Origin of the sequence: Halobaculum marinum, from assembly GCF_029338555.1 — an archaeon.
In the GTDB taxonomy this organism is placed as follows: domain Archaea; phylum Halobacteriota; class Halobacteria; order Halobacteriales; family Haloferacaceae; genus Halobaculum; species Halobaculum marinum.
Genome location: NZ_CP119989.1, coordinates 1,975,920 through 1,995,476 on the forward strand (window position 1 = coordinate 1,975,920; position 19,557 = coordinate 1,995,476).

Sequence of the window (19,557 nt, forward strand, 5' to 3'; positions counted from 1 at the left end):
GGAGTGCGCCGGCCGGGATTTGAACCCGGGTCGATGGCTTGGAAGGCCATTGTCATACCAACTAGACCACCAGCGCTCGGTGTCTGCACTCTCGGCTACCGCGTGGAGGAATAAGGGGTTTACCGTTTCGTGTCGCGAGGTCGCATCACCCGATTCGGGGGGAGCGCGGGGCCGAGATGCTTGATCGAACCGATCCTCGCGTCTCCTGTGACCCACTCGTGGACGGCTCGCTCGCTCCGCTCCCTCGCGTCTCGCCTCAGTCGTCCGCGGTCGCCTCGTCCCCGTCGGCGCCCTCGGCGTCGGAGCGGGGCCCCGCGGCGTGGCCCTCGTGGGCGACGGCCGTCGCCATGAGTTCCGGCGAGATGGCCGGCACCTCGCTCTCGTCGACCGGACCCAGATCCGCGATATCCTCCGTCGAGCGCGGGAACGCCCGCAGGTCCATGTGGATCGCGATGCCGCACTTTGCGCCCTCGCCCATGGCGACCGGGATCTGGTTGTGGCCGGGGGTCAGGTCGCCCACGGCGTACACGCCCTCGAGAGAGGTGCGCCCGTGGTCGTCGACGGCGACCTCGCCGGAGTCCTCGCGCTCCAGGCCGAGCGCGTCCGCCAGGTCGGCTTGGTAGTTCGAGCCGTACATCGGGAACCCACCCTTGTACTCGCGGACGGTGCCGTCCTCGAACTCGAAGCTCTCCAGCCAGCCGTCGTCGTCCTTGCTCATCCCGGTGATGTCCTCGTGGATCACGTCGACCGGGTGGTTCTCGACCATCTCGGCGGTGTCGTCGGACCACGTCGGCTCCTCCCCGCGCGTCAGGATGTCCACCTCGTCGGTGAAGTTGAGCATGATCATCGCGACGTACGCGGCGGAGTCGCCCGTGCCCATCACGTACACCGATTCGTCGACGAACATGTACGCGTCACAGTGGAGACAGTAGTGCAGGCCCATCCCCGTGCGCGGGAGCGGCGGGTCCGGGCGCTCGTCGGAGAACCCCGTCGCGAGCACGAGGCGACGGGTGGTGTACTGCTCGTCGCCGGTGTCGACGCGGAAGCCGTCCGCCGGGTCGTCGCCGAGCGCCTCTACGTCCTCGACGAAGCCGCGGACGTACTCGCCGCCGTAGCTCTGGACCTGCTCTTGGGCGGTCTGGAGGAACTCGTTCCCCGAGGTGTGTTCGGTGACGCCGATGACGTTGTGCGTGTCGCGCATCATCGCCGCTCGACCGCCACCGCGGTTCACGACGAGCGTGTCCAGCCCGAGCCGCGTCGTGTACAGCGCGCTCGTGAGCCCCGCGGGACCGCCGCCGACAACCGTCACGTCGTAGTCGAACTCGTCGTCGGTGTGCATCTACCGGGTCGTTGGGTCCTCCCACCAATAAAAACGCGTCCGGCTGTGCGGCCCGCGCATCCACCCGGCACCCCGTGACACACCGCCGTGGGTGCTGGACGAGGTGCCGCCCGCCGCTACTCGGGGGCGACGACCGCGTAGCAGTTGCCGCTGGACACCGTTGACTCCACGACGCGGAGGTCGCTCGCGGCCAAGTCGGCGTCGAACTCCGCGGGCGCGTAGATGTGGTAGAACCGGGGGACCGTCTCCCCGCCCGGGAGCGTCCAGTCGACCTCAGTGTCGAACCCGACGTCGGCGTCGGCGCTGGCGTCGAAGCGGTCGTGGGCGGTGCTCCACGCGCTCACGAGCGCGCGACTGCCCGGGGCGAGCACGCGCGCCACCTCCGACAGGGAGGCGACCCGGCGCTCGCGTGGACGGAGGTGGTGCAGCGCCGCGACGTACACCGCGAGGTCGGCGGCGTCGTCGGCGACGGGGAGCGCGGCGGCGTCACCGCGGGCGAACGAGACGCCGGCGGCGTACCCTCGCTCGACGGCGCGAGCGCGCGCCTCGCGGAGCAGACCGCCGCTCACGTCGACACCGACCACCCTCCGTGCGCGGTCGGCCAACGGCGCACAGTGGCGACCGTTGCCACAGCCGATGTCGAGCGCGACCGCCCCCTCCCGGCCGTCGAGGAACGACTCCACCTCCGGCCACGCGTACTCGCGGGTCTGCGAGAAGTGCTCGGCGATGCGGTCGTACGTCGCCGCCGCGTCGGGCGCGCTGGAACTGTCGTCCGTCATCCGATCACCAGGAAGGTCCCGTACGCCAACAGGAGCATGATCGCGGCGTGTTTCACCCCGTCGCTGACGGTCCCCTCGCCGAGTTGGCCGGCGACGAGGCCCGAGGCGACGCCCTGGATGGCTGCGGCGTGGTAGAACAACACCACGTACGCGTCGACGTTCACGCCGCCGAGACTCCCGAGCACGCCCGCAGAGATGCCGCCCGGGACGTTGTTGGCACCGTTCGGACCGGCCAGTTGTGCTCCCTCGACGGCGGGGATGAACGCGACCGTCAGCGCCACGATGATCCCGAGGAACACGAGGAACGAGATGTAGATCACCAGCAGGTACGTCACCATCACCTGCCGTCGCTCGCGGCGGAGGCGGCGGGTCGCGCGGGCTTCGTCGGCGGCAATCTCGAGGACGGGTGCGACCTCGCCGCTGGCGTCGATGGCGTTGGTGACGAGCGCGACCGCGCGCGACACCATCGGCGACCTCGTCCGGTCGCGCATCCGCCCGAGCGCCGTCGACACGTCCGCGCCCCACTGCACGTCGCGCCACGCGCGCTCGACCTCGGGTGACAGTCGGTCGAGGTCCGACCGGGTGAGCCTGCGGAGGCTCTCTACGACGGTCATGCCGGCGTCGTTGATGCTGGCCATCCGGTCGAGGAAGTCCGGCACGGCACGCTCGATGGCTCGGGTCCGGCGCTTGTCGACCTCGTAGGCGACGCCGTAGGCGACGAGCACGAACGCGGTCGCCTCGATCAGCGGCGAGTCGACGGCCCGCGCGACCGCCTGCGGCGTGAGCGCGGCGGGTTCTGTCCTGACCACGACCCATACGAGGCCGAGCGGCACCGTCACCAGCGCCGTGAGCGCGGGTCGGTCCAGCACCAACTCGCCCGGTCGGCTGGCGACGTCGAGCAGGTTCTCGATGCGGTCGTAGGCGGCCAGCCGTTCGCGACTCTCGCTCCATCCGTCGACCGCGCCGCCGTCTGGTCGCGCGCTCGCACCGTTCGAAGTGCCCGCCAGCGACGCCAGTCCCAGCACCCGCGGGTCGGTCGCACCGTCGCCCGCCGCCGTGGGGTCACCCCCCGAGCGCGTGATCGAGTCGATGTAGACGACGAACCCGAACGTCGCCAGTGGGACCGCGAGGTAGACGACGGCGCGCAACAGCGGGAGCGTGTCGCTGAGGACGATGCCGATGACGACGAGGATGGTGATGAAGAACAGCGGCCCCGCGACCAGCACCGTGACGTACGCCTCTGCGAGCGTCGAGACGAGTTCGAGGTACTGCTCCTGTTGGGACTCGGCCTCCTCCTGGTAGCGTTCGTACTGGTCGCGGAGGAACCCCGAGAGACTGCGCCCGCTGCCGAGGACGGACGCGAGATTCTCCCCGAACTCGCCCATCGTCTCGGAGGGCGTCCGCGCAGCCATCCGTTCGAGCGCGGTGAGCACGTCCGTGCCGAAGGTGTTCATGTCGCGGGCGGCGACGCCCAACTCCCGTGCGGCCTCGCCGTACACGCCCTCGTTGCGGGCGAGCGTGTTCAACACGATGGGGAACGACATCCCGGAGCGTGACAGCGCGTACACGAACGCGACGGTCCGCGGGAGCGTGGCCTCGACTTGGCTGGCGCGGGCGTGGGCGCGCTGGTCGAGCAATTCCCACCGGAACAGGTACACCGCGAGGGCGGACCCGGGGCCGACGGTCGCCGCCGACAGCAACAACAGCGGGAACAACTCGGCGACGCCGAGGTCACCGATCTGCGTGAGGCCGGCGAGGAACCCCAGCGTCGTCGGGAGCGTCGCCCGGACCGCGTCGCCGCCGACGCTGAGGAGTTCGAACGTCGCCGCGGCCGCGTACACCCCGACGACGCTGCCGGCGACACCGGCGACGCCCGCGTACAGGAGTGTCGTCGCGGCGTACGACCGGTGGGTCACCGAGACGTGGGCCGCGCGCAGACGGTCGCGCTGTCGACCGCGTCGCGGACTCTGCTCGGCCACGTAGTCGCCGAACAGGTGGATCGCGAGCCGCGTCGTCGCCAGGTTCGCCCGCGTGCTCACCATGCCGGCGACGACCGGCGCGGCGACCGCCAGCGCGAGCACCAGCGGCACGTACGACAGCACCATCGGTCAGCCCCCGTCGCCGGTGCCGGCGCCGGCGCGCTCGCCCCCGGTGTCAGGGTCGACGACCGACGCTCCCTCCTCGGCGGCCGTCAACCGGTCCATCACGCGCTCGGCGTCGGCGTAGTACTCGTTCACCAGCGCCGTGAACCGCCGGTAGTCGGTGACGCCGTGCTCCCGGAGGTGCGACAGGAACGCCCGCCGCCGGCGCATCTCCGACAGCAACTCGGCGCGACTCCACCCGCGTTCCTCTTGGATCTCGTCGAGCAGCGACGAGTCGTTGCGGCGGAAGCTGTCGGTGTCCGCCTGCCACGCGAACACCGACGAGTAGTCGAGTTCGCCCGTCCGCTGGTCGATGTCGCCGATCTCACCGACGGTCTTGGCTCGGCGGACGCGCTCGCCCTCGAACCGGGTGAGCGTCTGGACCGACAGCATGTCGAGCGAGCGCACCATCGCCCGCGGCACGTTGATCGGTTCGTTCTCCAGCCGGTTGATCACCGTCTCGATGGAGTCGGCGTGCATCGTCGAGAAGGTGGTGTGGCCGGTGTTCATCGCCTGAAACAGCGTCAGCGCCTCCTCGCCGCGCACCTCGCCGACGATGATATACTCCGGGCGGTGGCGCAGCGCCGACCGCAACAGGTCGTACATGTCGATGTCCTCGCCCTCGCCCATCCGCTCGCGGGTGACAGAGGAGAGCCAGTTGTCGTGGTACAGCGACAACTCCCGGGTGTCCTCGATGGTGAGCACCTTCGAGCGCGGCGGCACGAACATCGACACCGCGTTCATCGACGTGGTCTTCCCGGAGGCGGTGCCGCCGGCGAAGATGAGGCTCTTGTTGTGCTCGATGCACAGCCAGAAGTACGCCATCTGTTCGATCGAGAACGTGCCGTAGTTCACGAGGTCGATCGGTGTGAGCGGTTCCTCGGCGTACTGGCGGATGGTGAACGCCGACCCGCGCGGCGTCACCTCCTCGCCGAGCGCCAACTCCGCCCGTGACCCGTCCGGGAGGGTCGTCTCGACGATGGGGTCGCCGACGGAGATGTGCCGCCCCGACTGCTGTGCGAGGCGGATCACGTAGTTGTCGAGTTCGCCCGCTTCGAAGACGACGTTCGTCTCCACGTCGGTGTAGTCGTCGTGGTAGACGAACAGCGGGAGGTCGTAGCCGTCACACGAGATGTCCTCGATGTGTCGGTCCGACAGGAGTGGGTCGACCTTCCCGAACCCGCGGAAATCGCGTCGGAGGTAGTACAGGAGGGTGTGGAACGTCCGCATCCCAGCGTCGACGCCGTACTGCCGCAGCAGCGTCGTCAACTCAGAGCGGAGCGTGTCCTCGGCGGCGCGCTCGGCGTCGCCGCGGTACAGGAGTGGGTCGCGGATGTCGTCGACGACGCGCGCCAGCAGCGACGCCTCGAACTCGTCGAGTTCGGGTTCGACGACGTTGTACAGGTGTTTGTCCGCCTCGGTGTCGTAGGTGACGACGACGTACGCGTACGGGGCGTTCACCCAGTAGCGGTCGACCTCGTCTTGGCCGGGCGGCGCGTCGAAGGTGGCCAGCGGGCCGTCCTCGGCGGGGTGAAACGGGCGGACCGCCAGGTCGGTGCCGCGCAGCACCTCGACGGTGCGGGAGAGCCGTCGACGCAACGCCGACAGTCGATCCTCCCCTGCGCTCGGCCCGGCGGTGTCCCCCGACATCGGTAACTACGGGTCGTAGGGAAGTCCGGTACTTAACTTCACCACCACGAGTAACACGGCTGATAACTGGCGGTCGTCGCCTTGGCCGCTCGCGGTCGTCCGCGACCGCTCGCGCCCCGCGGCGTGTGGGCCGCGGCGACTACGCGACGCGTTCTGCGCGCAGGAGGACGCCCCCAAGCGCCAGTTGGAGGAGCGCGCCCACCGGGAGCGAGACTCCCGGGAGGCCGCCGCCAACGCCGAACGAGAGGCCGAAGAAGCGCTCCGGGAACAGGACCGACGCGACGAGGAACAACGCGGCGGACGCGACGAGCAGGCCACCCAGCAGCGTGACCGGATCGATGGCCCACGCCTCGACGCGCTCCTCCTCGCGGTAGTAGTACACCGAGATGGCGAGCGCGACGAGGAACACGAGCGCGCCGGCGACCCACAGCCCGTACGCCACCTGCACAGACGTGCCACGCTGTAGCAGGTACGCCGTCACCGGGGTCGAGACGCTCGTCGCGCGCAAGAACGGGAGCCCGAACGCGTAGCGAATCTGCACGAACGGGAAGCGGACGAACAGCACCGACCCACCCGAGACGGCGCCGAAGAACACGTTCCACGGCAACAGCGCCGTCACCCACGTCGACAGCACCGCGAGTTCCCCGGCGTACTCCGACCTCACCCAGACCATGCGTTGTCGACGACCGCGGTGTGAGATAAACCCGCGGGAACCGAGCGAGCGACCCCGGCGTGACGGCACCCGCACGGACCGCCGCAACCGCACGCCAGCGGTCGCCCGGGGCGTTACGTACTTACACACCGAAACCCTACGTCTCGGTACGGAATGAGGCGCGATCACTTCGAGTTGGCTGTCGAGCACGTCGACTGGGTAGACACGGACGGCGACCCCGAGAAGCCGCACGTGTACATCGACTTCACGGGTAGCGAGGACCGACTGCGCGAGCGCCTCACCGGCGGCGACGACGAACTCCTCGCCGCCGAGGAGACGGACGTCGCCTTCCGCCTCCAGGGCGACCACGAGCACGACCCCGAGGCGACGGGCGTCGTCGCCGTCACGAACCGGCTCACGGGCGACTTCGTCCTCGAACTCAACGAGGACGCGGACGACGTGTTGCGGTTCATCCGTGCGGCTCGCGAGTACGGTCGGGCGGCCGACGGCGACGGTCGCTACCGCGTCGAGATCGACGTGCACGGCGAGCGCCTCGTCGCCTACGAGAAGGAGACGTTCCTCGTGTACGACGCCGAGGGAAACCTCCTGCGCCACGAGAGTCTGATCCCGCCGGGCGTCGAACTGTGAGGGACCACGACGGAGCGGCTACTCGCACCGCGCGTTCCGCCTCGGACGGGTGCCCTCGCCCCGTGATCGACCGAAACCGGTTTCTCTCGCACGGTCGCAACAGGGTGCCGTGAAGAACGTCACCGACCGCGTCTCGAACCCCTTCGGGATGCAACCCGACTGCGACCGGTTCGTCCCCGGGTACGGCGACGCGAACGCGGACTTCCACGTCGTCGGCGACCACCCGGGCGTCCACGGCGGCGTCGAGACCGGCGTGCCGTTCACCGACAGCGAGGCCGGCGCCCGCCTCCTCGACGCGCTCGTCGACGCGGAGTTGCTCGACGCGGCCGGCGACGCTCCCGAGGTCGCCTCCACGTACCTCTCGTACCTCCACATGTGTCTCCCCGAGGGGCACCGCCTCGACGGCGACGGCGGACCGTCGGCCGCCTCCTACGACGACATGGAGCGGTTCTTCGACGCGGAACTCCGGGCCATCGCCGCACACGTGCTCCTCCCGGTCGGCGCCCGCGCCACCGCCCACGTGCTGGAGACGTACACGGCACAGGCGCACAAGACCGAGATCGACATGCAGGCGCTCCACGGACGCGAGATCCGCGGTTCGGGCTGGCTCGTCGTTCCGATCAAAGACCCCAGCGAGTGGGTCGAGGCCGACGCCGACCCCGACGGCGTGAGCGACGCCGACCGACTCGTCGAGGCGCTCGACGAACTCCGCGCCACCGACTATCGCCGGGAGTCTGACCTCGGCCGGTTCATCGCGGGGTCCGACCCGTACCTGGTGCGGTAGCCGCTTCGAACGGCTGGTTCCGTGCGGCAGACTACGATGGCGGCGCTGCCGCCGGGAGGCGAACCGTCACGGCGGTCCCCGTCTCGTCCACGTCGAACGTCACTTCGCCCGCAGACTCCTCGGTGATCCAGATCACGAGCCACAGCCCCAGCCCCGACGAGTGCGTGAGCGCCGACTCTCCGTCGGCCTGGAACGTCGCCAGTTCCTGCTCGGGGATCCCTGGCCCGTCGTCCGCGACGGTGACGGCGACCGTCTCCTCGTCGGCCTCGACGGTCACGTCTATCGTCGGGTGCTCGCGGTGACTGTGGACGACAGCGTTGTCGAGGAGGTTCTCGAACACCGAGTCGACCAGGTCGCTCGCCTTCACCCACGCCGACTCGGGCGCGTCGACGGAGACGCGCGCAGTCGGCGCTTTGAACGACAGGCCGTCGGCTTGTGCGCGGACTAAGGCGGCGACGTCGAGACGCGTGAGTTCCGACCCCTCGGCGTCTAGCGTCGCCTCTACCTCCCTGACCGTCTCCGCGAGGTCGAGCATCTCCTCTGCGGACTCTTGAATCCGTTCGAGCGCGTTGGTCCCGCCGTCGCCGGACGCGGTCGGCGTCGGAGCGGGGTCGCGCGCGACGGTGGCCCCGGCGTCGGTCCGTTCGGCGTCGGCTTCCAACAACTCAGCGTACCCCATCACCACGTTCATCTCGTTGCGGAGGTCGTGTCGCAAGAGCCGGTTGAGCACGCCGACCCGGCGACGGTGACGGTGGCTCTCGGTCACGTCGGTGAGCGTGACGACCCGCCCGTCGAGCCCACGCCGCGAGAAGTCGGAGACGGTCACCTCGTAGTGACGCCGCCCCTCGGCGGTCGAGCGAGCGATCCGGCGTGCGTCGTCGGCGTCGGTGGTCGACTCGACCGCCGCGACCGCGTCTGCCACCGACGGGCTAACCGCCGAAAGCGGGCGCCCGAGCGCCTCGTCCCGCTCGACGCCGAGCGGGTCCGTCGCCGCCGGGTTACAGTCGGTGACCACGCCGTCTTCGGTGAGGACGACGACCCCGTCGTCGGCATGTTCGACCGCGGTGTCGCGCGCGAACGACCGGGCCGCCGGCGGCACGTCGAGCAGGTCGTGGCGGACCGTGACAGCCGCCAGGAGGATGGCCCCGACGACTACACCGAGTGGCGTCGGGTCGACTCCCGGTGGGATCAGGCCGAGGAGGAACGCCGCGTTCCCGACCCACGGCGCCAGCACCGCAAACAGGACGACACCGCCGCGGACGCGGTGGCTGTCTGTGGTCAAGATGGCGGTTCGACCGATCGCGACCCCGCCGACGCCGAGGAGCACGTACGAGTAGGCGGTGTGGAGGACGAACGCCGGGCCGTACGTCGTGTCGAGGTACGTGGCGCCGTCGACGGTCCGAAGACCCACCTCACTCCAGAACAGCGACACTCCCGGTGTCAGCCACACGGCCAGTAGTGTCACCGCCGGGACGACGGACAGCCCCGCGATCAGTCGCCTGTCGACCCGTTCGGTCCGGGCGGTGAAGCGCCAGGCGAACACGACCCACGCGACCGGGAGGAGCGCGACGAACAGGTACCCCAGCTTCACGGCGAGGAGTTTCCCCGCGAGGTCGCCGCGGGCGTGCGCTCCCGCGACCGCCAGTGACCACCCCGCGGCGGCGACGAGGACCGCCACGAGCGCGGCCCCCCCGGGGCCGTGGTCACGTCGGCGGAGGGAGACGGCGGCCGCTAGCGCGACCACGCCGCCCGCGGCGAACGCGGGGACGATTGGGAGGTACTGCCACGTCATCCCGTCGTCGCCGTCGTCGCGGCGTCGGTCGGCGGCGACGAGCCGAGCGCGACAGGCTGATTCATGTAACGCTCCTGACGGTGGCGGGTACTTACATTTTACTCTCCGATTACAGGACAACTGAATTGGACTTCTGGCCCACACGTGCGGCGCGGGTCTCTCCAGCAGTCGCCATCACCTCACAGCACGAGGAGGCCGACCCCGTAGACGAGGAGCGCTCCGGCAAGCGCGGTGCCCGCAGCGGCGGCGTGGATCCGGAGCGCCCGCCGTCGGTCGGCCCGGCGAGCCGCCGGGTCGGTCACTGGTTTGCGGTCGCCGCCGGTGTCGCTCACGTCGTACACTCCCGCCAACCCGAACCCCGCGCAGAAGCGGTAGCGAGCCTGGTAGTACCCTTCGGCGGCGCCGAACAGCGGTGCGAACGTCACCAGCGTCAGCCACCCCGGGAGGTCGTACACGTACACCGCGAACAGGAGGAGGAGCGTCGCCGCGAACGAGACGGCGCCGAGTGCGTAGCGGCGCCGTCGCTCTGCGGGGCCGATGTTGCACACGCCGGGGTCGTACTCGGTCATGTGTGTCGCTGTGGCCGGCGACCGTATCGGTGTTGCGTCCGACCCACCCGGCGCGCCACCGCGGTCGGCGCCACCCGCCGACCCGAGTCGGAAGCTTTTGCCGCCCCGCCGCCCACGGGTGGGTATGAACCGGATCCGCCTCGACAACACCGTCTTCGAGGGGCTCAACAACGTCTACGTCCTCGCCGACGACGACTCCGACGAACTGGTGCTCGTCGACGCCGGCGTCGCCCTCCCGGAGGTCCGCGAGCAACTGACGACCGACCTCGCCTCGCTCGGATACGAACTCGCGGACGTGGACCGCGTCTTGCTCACTCACTGGCACTCCGACCACGCCGGCCTCGCCGGTGCGATCCAAGCCGAGTCTGGTGCGACCGTCCACGCACACGAGGCCGACGCACCGCTCGTCGCCGGCGACGAGGCGAGCTTGCTGGAGGAGCGTGACCTGCAGGCGAAGAAGTTCCGCGAGTGGGGGATGCCCGAGGACCGCCGCGAGGAACTGTCCGACTTCCTCGGTGATCACATGGATCTGGGCGGCGAGCCGTGCGACGTGGAGCCGTTCGCCGACGGCGACAGCTTCACCGTCGACGGTCGGACCCTCGAAGCGGTCCACCTCCCCGGGCACGCCGCCGGCCTCACGGCGTTCTACGACGCCGACGCGGACGAAGCGTTCGTCGGCGACGCTATCCTGCCGAAGTACACGCCGAACGTCGGCGGCGCCGACGTGCGCGTCGACGACCCGCTCGGCCGCTACGTCGACAGCCTCCTCCGACTGATCGACCTCGACCCGGACACCGCGTGGCCGGGCCACCGCGACCGGATCGACGACCCCGCCGGCCGGGCCGCGACGATCCTCCGCCACCACGTCGAGCGGACCGAAAACGTCGTCGACGTGCTCCGGCGCGAGGGGGCGTCGACGCCGTGGGAGGTGAGCGCGGCGTTGTTCGGCGACCTCCACGGCATCCACGTGCTCCACGGCCCGGGCGAGGCGTACGCCCACCTCGACCACCTCGCGAGCAACGGGCTGGCCGAACGCGACGGGACCCGCTACGACCTCGTCGACCCCGACCCCGACGTGGGGGCGCTGTTCCCCGACCCGGGCGTCGACCGGGTCGTCGAGTGGAGCGAGTAGTCGCCGCGGCGCGGGCCGGCGACCCGCCGCATCCGCCGAACACAAGGTTGAAACACGCCTCGGGCGAATCCGTCACCAATGGAACTTCGCGTCATCGAGAAGACGGACGAGGAACTCCGCATCGAGATCGCGGGCGAGGACCACACGTTCATGAACGTGCTCAAGGGACAGCTCCTCAACACCGACGGCGTCGCCGCGGCGACGTACGACATGAACCCCGAGCAGTCCGGTGGGCAGACCGAGCCCATCCTCTCGGTGAAGACTGAAGACGGCCTGGACCCCCTCGACGCGCTCGGGCAGGCCGCGACCGGCGTCTCGGACAATCTCGCCGAACTGTACGACGACATCGAGGCGGCGTTCGCCGAGGCCGACGCGGCCGAAGCCTGAGTCACGGACCGACTTCTCTCCGCTCCCCTACAGCTCCGGGCCTACAGCTCTGGGAGCAGTTCGCCCGCGCGGATCGACACGTCCAGCCAGTTGTCCATCGGCACCAGCGGACACTCGTACGCCTCGGCGTACGCGCAGTACGGGTTGTACGCTTCGTTGAAGTCGAGCACCCAGTCGCCGTCGGCAGTCCGGTCGTCGGGGTCTTCCAGGTCGAGGTACCGCCCCGCGGGGTACGTCTCCTCGCCGCTCGTCGCGTCGCGGAACGGCACCCACAGGCGGTCGAAGTCGTCGGGCGACTGGAACGCCTGCACGGTCACGTCCTCGCCACCGACGGTGATCCGGAACTCGCCGACGTTGTCGTACTCGCGGACGCCGTCCTGCGTCGTCTCGACGGTGATCCGCTCGGGGTCGTCGTGTTCGTGCAGCGGCGTCTCGAACCGGTACTCGGGGTCGGGGTCGAAGTAGCGCAGTCCCGCGAAGTCGCTCCGAGCGGCCTGCGGGATGGGCGACCGTGGGTGCTCGGCGAAGAACTCGTCTTTCTTGCGTCGGTCGTCGCGGACGCGCTCGGCGTACGCCTCGGCGTCGATGTCGGTGTCGGTGCTCACAGTCGAGTGTTCGCCGTCGCGAGCCAAGAAGCTTCAGCGGCTGTGTCCGGGCGGCGCCGCGCCGCGGTCGCCGCTCACAGTCGGACCGGGACGCCGTGCTCGTCGAGGTACTCCTTCACCTCGTCGATGCCGTACTCGTCGAAGTGGAAGATGCTGGCCGCGAGCGCGGCGTCGGCGTTCGCGTCGACGAACACCTCCTCCATGTGCTCGGGGCCACCACAGCCAGAGGAGGCGATGACGGGCGTCGAGACGGCGTCGCAGACGGCCTTCGTCAGCGGGATGTCGTAGCCGTCCTTCGTGCCGTCGGCGTCGATGGAATTGACGAACAGTTCGCCGGCGCCGCGTTCCTCCGCCTCCGTCGCCCACGTCACCACGTCGAGGCCAGTCCCCTCGCGGCCGCCCTTCACGGTGCACTCGAACCAGCACTCGCGCCCGTCGTCCAGCGTGACGTAGTGGTCGCCTTCGTCGTCGAAGCGACGGCGCGCGTCGACGGAGATGACGATACACTGCGCGCCGAAGGCGTCGGCCCCCTCGGTGATGAGTTCCGGGTTCGCGATGGCGCCGGAGTTGATCGACACCTTGTCCGCGCCGGCCCGGAGCGTCTCCTTGATGTCCTGTTTCGTCCGGATGCCGCCGCCGACGGTGAGCGGGATGAAACACTCGTCGGCGACCTGCGAGACGGTGTCGAGCATCGTCTCGCGTCCCTCCGCGCTGGCGGTGATGTCGAGGAAGACGAACTCGTCGGCGCCGGCCTCGTTGTACTTCTTCGCCATCTCCACCGGGTCACCGGAGTACTCCAGGTTCTCGAAGTTGACGCCGGTGTAGACGGCGGCGTTCCCGTCGTCGTCGAGGTCGACGTCGATGCACGGGATGATCCGCTTCGTGAGAGTCATACGGGCGATAGCCGCGAGCGGGGTTTCACCGTTTCGCCTGTCTGCGGCGCAGTCGGCCAACAGGGTGACACGGCGAATGCGGCTACTGTTTCCACCCGGCGTCGGTCGCGTCTCCGTACAGCCACGACCGGATCCGGTCGACGACACCGTGGAGCATGACGAACACGACGAACACGTACGCCAGCCCGAGGACGGCCTCGGCCATCGGGCTGACGATGCCCGCGACTGCTGGGTACAGGTACCGGAGGTACACGTACACGGCTCCGATAACGCCGCCGAGTCCGATGGCGGCGACCGTCACGGCGTAGCAGACGAACACGGCCCACCAGATTGCCTCGGCGACGTACTCGTTGCGACGGGCGCTTCGTTGCACGGTCGAGAGGAGGGCGTCCTGTCGGGGAGAATCCATAACAGGCGATCGACACTTCGGTGCTTAATACTGGCGGACGGGGGTACCAACCACCGGTCGGCTCACTCCATCACGTACACGCGCGCCTCCCACGGTCTTGCCTCGTACGCCGTGACAGTCGCTGGCGACGGCGACTCGGAGTAGTTGCACAGCGCGAGAGTGGCCTCGGTGCCCGCGAACGCGGACGGTGGGTCGACGCGTGCCGCCTCGCCGCTCCAGTTCAGCGCGACGAACGCGCGACCGTGGGCGGCGTCACGCGACGCCGTCTCCGACAGCGTCCGCGTGTACGCCCACACCTGCTCGTCGTCGGGCGTGTGGTTCTCGTAGTCGCCGTACACGAGCACGTCGTGGGCCTCGCGCAGGTCGATGAGCCGCCGGTAGTAGTGCCACACCGAGGTGGTGTCGGTGCGCTGGGTCTCGACGTTCACCGTCCGGTGGTCTTCGTGGAGGCGGATCCACGGCTCTGCGTCGGGCGCGGTGAACCCGGCGTTCGGCCCGCTCGTCCACTGCATCGGCGTCCGGCTGGTGTCTCGTGAGTGGGCATTCACCCCCTCCTGCACCGCCTCGAAGGAGTCGATGTCGCCGGCCTCGATCGCCTCGCGGACGGTGCGCACGGTCTCGACGTCTCGGAACTCTGCCAGCGACTCGAACGTGGGGTTCGTCATCCCCAACTCCTCTCCCTGGTACACGTACGGCGTCCCGCGGAGCGTGTGCAGCAGGGTGGCGATACAGGTGGCCGACTCGCGGCGATACTCCTCGTCGTCGCCGAAGCGGGAGACGACGCGGGGTTGGTCGTGGTTGTTGAAGTAGAGGCTGTTCCAGCCGCGACCCTCGAGACCGGTCTGCCAGCGGTCGAACACGGCCTTGAGATCGGTCAGCGCCCACTCCTCGCGTTCCCACAGCTCCTCCCCGCGACCGATGCCGACGTGGTCGAAGTGGAAGATCATCGCGAGGCCGTCGCCGTCGGGACGCACGTAGCGAGCGGCCTCATCGACGCCCGTCTCGCCGATACACTCGCCGACGGTGAGGAGATCCCGCCCGGCGAACACCGCGTCGTGCATCTCGGCGACGTACTCGTGGATCCGCGGGCCGTTCGGCACCAGCCGGAGCGCGCCGTTGAACGGGTCGTCCGGGTCGCCGTTCGGGTAACCGTCGGGCTTCGAGAGGAGGTTCACCACGTCGAGGCGAAAGCCGTCGATTCCCTCGTCGAGCCAGTAGCGCAACTGGTCGTACATCGCCTCCCGGACGGCTGGCACGGACCAGTCGAGGTCCGGCTGTTTGGGGTCGAACAGGTGGAGGTACCACTGCTCGCGCTCGTCGTCGTACGCCCACGCCGGCCCGCCGAAGAACGAGCGCCAGTTGTTCGGTGGCGCCTCACCGTCCGGCCCCTCGTCGGTCGCGTCGTACGCCACCGTGTCGGCGTCGACACCGTCGGCCCAGTGGTACCAGTCGGCCGTCGCGCCGCGGCGCCGCGACGTCTGGAACCACTCGTGTTCGTCGGAGGTGTGGTTCGGGACGAAGTCCATCACCAGGCGGATGTCGCGCTCGTGGAGCGCGTCGCGGACGGCGCGCCAGTCGGCCATCGAACCGAACGTGTCGTCGACGGCGCGGTAGTCGGCGACGTCGTAGCCGTTGTCCGCCATCGGCGACGCGTACACCGGGTTGAGCCACACCGCGTCGACGCCGAGGTCGGCGAGGTAGTCCGCGCGGTCGGCCAGCCCGGCGAGGTCGCCGACGCCGTCGCCGTCACCGTCGGCGAAGCTCCGCGGATACACCTGGTAGACGGTCGCCTCCTTCCACCACGAACGGGCGGCCTCGTCCATGTCGACGCCCACTCACGCGGGGCGGATAGGTGTTTTTTTGCCACGCGGACACCAAACCAGGCGTATGGCCGACCACCACGAACACGACCACTACAAGGAGTTCGACTACGAGCGCGTCACCTCACCGATGCAGGCGGTCACGGCCCGCCAGGCCGCCATCGGCGCACTCATCGCGCTCGTCGGCATCGTCGTCGCGTTCGGACTGCCGCTGCTCCTGTAACTGGGTCACTCCCGGCGCTGGCTCACTCGCCGGCGTCCACTCGCACCGAGACGACGCCGTCGGTTCCCGTCGGTCGCGCGTCCTCGACGAACGACTCTGCACCGACGAGCACCGCGACCGTCTCGGGCGAGACGCGGACCAGCCTGACCGGGGCGGCGTCGCTCGCGCGTTCGTCGCGCCACTCGGCGAACGCCGACTGGAACTCGGTCGCGTTCGCCTCGTCGTCGAAACGCACGACCCACACGTACCCCGTCGTTCCACTCGCGTCCCCCGCTCGCGTGAACCCCAATCGCACGTCGTTGCCCCATCCGTCCGCGGCGGTCGCTGCGGCGGATTCGTTCAGCCCCGACTCCATGACCACGCGGAGGAACAGTTCGCCGTGGGTGTCGCGGCTACCGAGGTCCGCTCGCCAGCGGTCGTTCGGGTCGTCCGTGACGACGAGCGTCGCCAGCGGTTCGCTCCCCGGCGGCAGGCCGTGGAGCAGTTCCTCCGTCGTCCGCGGCGGGTTCGCGTACACCGTGTCCAGGTCCCGCGGGTCGTCGACGCGCTCGTCCACGTAGCGGGCGCCGACGACGTACGGCGCGATACCGAGTCCCGTAGCGGTCGACCCGGACCTGGACGCCGCGGCCAGCGAGACGACTGGGTCTGGGGCGTCCGGGCGGTAGCGACGGACGTACTCGCGTTGGACGTACGTCGCGCTCCCTTCGACGACTCCAGCGTGCAGGAGTCGCGCCTCGGTTGAGCCCGCCGGGGCTGCCGCGCTCCCGCGCAGGCGCTGGAACGTCCCGTCGCGGAACTGGACGACGTGGACCGACTCGTGGGCCAGCGTCGACTCCGCCTCGGCACTGTCGTTCAGGACGGCCTCGTTCACCGTAACCGTCTCCGGGGAGGCGACGTACGCGGCGGCGGTGGTCGCCGTCGGTTGGCCCTCCGGCGCGGTGACCCCGACGAGGCGGTAGAACTCGGGGTACTGCTGTCGACCGACGCGCATCCGGTCTGGTGGGCGGATGACGACCGACCGTGGCGGCGCCACCGTCGGGCGGTCGACCGTGACCGCGACGCGGGCGAACACGAGCGAGTAGTCGACCGGGAGGTCACCGTCGACCACCTCGATGTCGTACCCAGCGGCCAGTTGCTCGGGCGATGGCTCGGCGGTGTCGGTCTCGTCCGGTCGTGGCGTCGCCGTGGCCGTTTCCGTCTCTTGCCCGGGTTCCGCTTCAGATGGCGGCGCGGACGTGTGCGTGGGGGTGGCCGTGGTCGAGACACCGGGTGCCTGACCCGATTCAGCAATGGGGTCCGTGCCTCCAATCGCCTCCGCCGCCGGCGACGCCGTCGGGGCGGTACAGCCGGCGACGAGGAGACAAATGAGGAGGGCGACCGCCTGGAGGGCACGTGCTGCCACAGTCCGACATCGACACGCCAGCGGAAAAGTCGTCGCAGGATTCCAACGCCACGGCGGTCGTACGCCCGTGACTCGGGCAGTCAGTCCAGTTCGCGCTCGATGACCGAGCGCAGGTCGGCGATGGACGCGGCGTCGTACGCGAGGTCCTCGTCGCCGACCGTCAGCGACAGCGTCCCGTCGTCGGTCGCGGCGCCGAGTTCGGCGACCGGCGCGACGCCGTCGAACGCCGCCCGCACCGCCTCGGGGTCGGTCGTCTCGACCACAGCACGACCGGGCGTCTCGTCGAACAGCGCGAGCGCGTCGTCAACAGTCACGTCGGCGCCGGCGTCGGCGGTGACCATCTCGGCGAGCGAGACGGCGAGGCCACCGTGGCTCACGTCGTGGACGGCGAGCGTCCCGTCGGCAGTGGCCACCTCCGCCAGTGTCTCCAGCACCTCGCTGGCGTTCTCCGGGAGCGCGGGGAACTGGTCACTGCCGCCAGCCTGCGCGAGGTACTCCGACCCGCCGAGCGCGCCGCCGGGCGCGCCGACGTGGAGGACGGTCCCCTCGCCGGCGAACGACGCCGGCGGCGCCGAGAAGCCCGCCTTCGTCCCGATGACCGCCAGCGTCGGCGTGGGCGGGATGGGGCCGGCGACGGAGTCGTTGTACAGCGAGACGTTCCCGCCGACGACCGGAATCGAGAGGTCGGAACACATCTCCGCGAGGCCGTCGACGGCGGCCGCGAAGCCACCGTACACGTCCGGCTTCTCGGGGTTGCCGCCGTTGAGGCAGTCGACCGCCGCCAGCGGAGTGGCCCCCTTCGCCGCGAGGTTGGTGGCGTTCTCCAGCGCGACGGCGCGGGCGCCCTCGTACGGCGCGGCGGCGGTCCAGTTCGGCTCCGACCCCGAGGACAGCGCGAGGCCCAGCGGCTCGCCCGAGTCGGTCGTCGCCTCTCGGATCGCCATCACGGCGGCGTCGTCACCGGGGAGCACCGACGTCCGGTTACCGACCTCGTGGTCGTACTGGCGGTACACCCAGCGCTTGCTCGCGGTGTTCGGGTGGCCGACGACGGCCTCGAACGCCGCCGAGAGCTCCGCGTCCGGGAGGTCGCGCTCGGGTTGGGTCGGCGCCTCGCGGTCGAGGTCGTTCATCGGCGCGCCGTCGGCGAGGTACTCGGCGGGCGCGTCGACGACCGTCTCCCCCTCGAACGTGCAGACGTAGTTGCCGTCGGTCACCTCACCGATCACCGAGCAGCCGAGGTCGAAGCGTTCGGCCAACTCGGCGACGCGCTCGGTGTTCTCCGGGGTCACCTCGTACACCATGCGCTCTTGGCTCTCGGCCAGGAGAATCTCCATCGCGTTCATGTTCGGCTCGCGCTGGTGGACGCGGTCGAGCGCGATGTCGGCGCCGAGGCCGCCCTTCGCGACGAGTTCGGAGGAGGCGCCACCGAGCCCGGCTGCCCCCAAGTCGCGCGCGGCGACGACGAGGTCCTCGTCGATCAGCGACTCGTTACACTCGATGAGGCGCTTCTCGGCGTACGGGTCACCGACCTGCACGGCGGGGCGGTCCTCCGTCTCGGCGTCCTCCGCGAGGTCCTCGGACGCGAACGAGGCGCCGCCGAGGCCGTCCCGTCCAGTCGCGTTGCCGACGAGCACGAGCTTGTTCCCGGGCGTCTCGGCGGTCGCGGTCACGAGGCGGTCGGGGGTAGTGAGGCCGACGCAGGCGACGTTGACGAGCGGGTTCCCCTCGTAGCCGTCGTCGAACGCGACCGAGCCGGCGACCGTCGGCACGCCGATGCAGTTGCCGTAGTGGCTGATCCCTTCGACGACGCCCTCGAACAGGTACTTCGAGTGCTCGCGGTCGAAGTCGCCGAAGTACAGCGAGTCTGCGAGCGCGATGGGGTACGCGCCCATCGACATCGTGTCGCGGACGATGCCGCCGACGCCGGTGGCGGCGCCGTCGAACGGGTCGACGTACGACGGGTGGTTGTGACTCTCGATGCCGAGGGTGGCGTAGGTGTCGTCGTCGAGGGCGACGACCGCGGCGTCGTCGCCGGGGCCGATCACGACGTCGTCGCTCTCGCTGTCGAACGCCGACAGCAGCGGTCGGGAGGAGCGGTACGCACAGTGCTCGCTCCAGAGGTTCTCGAACAGCGCGGCCTCGGCTCGGGTGGGCGCCCGTCCGAGTTCCGCCTCCACCAGTTCGCGGTCCGCGTCGGCGAGGGGCATTCACGTGTACGGTGATCAGGCCGTCTCAAATGGCTTTCTATGTGCACGGTCGTGCGCAACATCGCCGGGGTCGGGGCGCCCGGCGGACCGGATTCCTTTTCTACGGGCCGTGACTACCCGCGAAC

General features: G+C 69.9%; 18 protein-coding genes and 1 tRNA gene. 5 read left to right on the forward strand and 14 right to left on the reverse strand.

The window, feature by feature from the left end; translation table 11 throughout:
• Positions 1–4: 4 nt before the first annotated feature.
• From P0R32_RS10270 to P0R32_RS10295, 6 genes are all read right to left on the reverse strand, one after another.
• A tRNA-Gly gene (locus P0R32_RS10270) sits at positions 5–76 on the reverse strand.
• A gap of 180 nt (positions 77–256) precedes the next feature.
• Entirely contained in the window at positions 257–1,339 is a 1,083-nt protein-coding gene (locus tag P0R32_RS10275; RefSeq protein ID WP_276236872.1) for an NAD(P)/FAD-dependent oxidoreductase, read from the reverse strand.
• 116 nt (positions 1,340–1,455) lie between these two features.
• Entirely contained in the window at positions 1,456–2,118 is a 663-nt protein-coding gene (locus tag P0R32_RS10280; protein WP_276236873.1) for a class I SAM-dependent methyltransferase, read from the reverse strand.
• Positions 2,115–4,220: a type II secretion system F family protein gene (locus tag P0R32_RS10285; RefSeq protein WP_276239392.1), complete on the reverse strand. Its 2,106-nt coding sequence runs from the start codon at positions 4,218–4,220 to the stop codon at positions 2,115–2,117. Before P0R32_RS10285 ends, P0R32_RS10280 begins: the two co-directional genes overlap by 4 nt.
• Positions 4,221–4,226: 6 nt before the next feature.
• A complete protein-coding gene (locus P0R32_RS10290) occupies positions 4,227–5,909 on the reverse strand; it encodes a type II/IV secretion system ATPase subunit (RefSeq protein ID WP_276236875.1) in 1,683 nt (560 codons plus the stop codon).
• Positions 5,910–6,048: 139 nt separating this feature from the next.
• Positions 6,049–6,582, reverse strand: coding sequence for a DUF7549 family protein (locus tag P0R32_RS10295; RefSeq protein ID WP_276236876.1), 534 nt, complete (start codon positions 6,580–6,582; stop codon positions 6,049–6,051).
• Positions 6,583–6,735: 153 nt separating this feature from the next.
• On the opposite strand from P0R32_RS10295, the gene P0R32_RS10300 reads away from it, so the two are divergent.
• Positions 6,736–7,209: a DUF5793 family protein gene (locus tag P0R32_RS10300; RefSeq protein ID WP_276236877.1), complete on the forward strand. Its 474-nt coding sequence runs from the start codon at positions 6,736–6,738 to the stop codon at positions 7,207–7,209.
• 109 nt (positions 7,210–7,318) lie between these two features.
• Positions 7,319–7,993, forward strand: a complete 675-nt coding sequence (locus P0R32_RS10305) for a uracil-DNA glycosylase family protein (RefSeq protein WP_276236878.1) — start codon at positions 7,319–7,321, stop codon at positions 7,991–7,993.
• A 31-nt stretch (positions 7,994–8,024) separates the two neighbouring features.
• Here P0R32_RS10305 and P0R32_RS10310 read toward each other — a convergent pair whose 3' ends face one another.
• On the reverse strand, positions 8,025–9,785 hold the full coding sequence (locus P0R32_RS10310; protein ID WP_276236879.1) for a histidine kinase N-terminal 7TM domain-containing protein: 1,761 nt from the start codon (positions 9,783–9,785) through the stop codon (positions 8,025–8,027).
• Positions 9,786–9,964: 179 nt separating this feature from the next.
• Complete coding sequence (locus tag P0R32_RS10315) at positions 9,965–10,354, reverse strand: hypothetical protein (protein WP_276236880.1); 390 nt, start codon at positions 10,352–10,354, stop codon at positions 9,965–9,967.
• Positions 10,355–10,478: 124 nt separating this feature from the next.
• On the opposite strand from P0R32_RS10315, the gene P0R32_RS10320 reads away from it, so the two are divergent.
• Together P0R32_RS10320 and P0R32_RS10325 are read left to right on the forward strand one after the other, a co-directional pair.
• Positions 10,479–11,486 (forward strand): MBL fold metallo-hydrolase, encoded by a 1,008-nt coding sequence (locus P0R32_RS10320; protein WP_276236881.1) that lies wholly within the window; start codon positions 10,479–10,481, stop codon positions 11,484–11,486.
• A 78-nt stretch (positions 11,487–11,564) separates the two neighbouring features.
• Positions 11,565–11,873, forward strand: coding sequence for a DNA-directed RNA polymerase subunit L (locus tag P0R32_RS10325; protein ID WP_276236882.1), 309 nt, complete (start codon positions 11,565–11,567; stop codon positions 11,871–11,873).
• A gap of 41 nt (positions 11,874–11,914) precedes the next feature.
• On the opposite strand, the gene P0R32_RS10330 is transcribed toward P0R32_RS10325, so the two are convergent.
• The 4 genes from P0R32_RS10330 to P0R32_RS10345 all read right to left on the reverse strand — a co-directional run bounded on the left by P0R32_RS10330 (position 11,915) and on the right by P0R32_RS10345 (position 15,603).
• On the reverse strand, positions 11,915–12,478 hold the full coding sequence (locus P0R32_RS10330) for a DUF1684 domain-containing protein (RefSeq protein ID WP_276236883.1): 564 nt from the start codon (positions 12,476–12,478) through the stop codon (positions 11,915–11,917).
• A gap of 74 nt (positions 12,479–12,552) precedes the next feature.
• Positions 12,553–13,371, reverse strand: coding sequence for an imidazole glycerol phosphate synthase subunit HisF (hisF, locus tag P0R32_RS10335; RefSeq protein ID WP_276236884.1), 819 nt, complete (start codon positions 13,369–13,371; stop codon positions 12,553–12,555).
• Positions 13,372–13,453: 82 nt separating this feature from the next.
• Positions 13,454–13,780, reverse strand: coding sequence for a hypothetical protein (locus tag P0R32_RS10340; RefSeq protein ID WP_276236885.1), 327 nt, complete (start codon positions 13,778–13,780; stop codon positions 13,454–13,456).
• A 62-nt stretch (positions 13,781–13,842) separates the two neighbouring features.
• A complete protein-coding gene (locus tag P0R32_RS10345; RefSeq protein WP_276236886.1) occupies positions 13,843–15,603 on the reverse strand; it encodes an alpha-glucosidase in 1,761 nt (586 codons plus the stop codon).
• Between the two features lie 64 nt (positions 15,604–15,667).
• On the opposite strand from P0R32_RS10345, the gene P0R32_RS10350 reads away from it, so the two are divergent.
• Complete coding sequence (locus tag P0R32_RS10350) at positions 15,668–15,823, forward strand: DUF7550 family protein (RefSeq protein WP_276236887.1); 156 nt, start codon at positions 15,668–15,670, stop codon at positions 15,821–15,823.
• A gap of 22 nt (positions 15,824–15,845) precedes the next feature.
• Here the strand turns inward: P0R32_RS10350 and P0R32_RS10355 are convergent, their stop codons facing one another.
• The gene (locus tag P0R32_RS10355; RefSeq protein WP_276236888.1) at positions 15,846–17,225 is read right to left on the reverse strand and encodes an RAD23 family protein; all 1,380 of its coding nucleotides are present in this window, start codon (positions 17,223–17,225) and stop codon (positions 15,846–15,848) included.
• 80 nt (positions 17,226–17,305) lie between these two features.
• Positions 17,306–19,432, reverse strand: a complete 2,127-nt coding sequence (purL, locus tag P0R32_RS10360; protein WP_276236889.1) for a phosphoribosylformylglycinamidine synthase subunit PurL — start codon at positions 19,430–19,432, stop codon at positions 17,306–17,308.
• Positions 19,433–19,557: the final 125 nt, after the last annotated feature.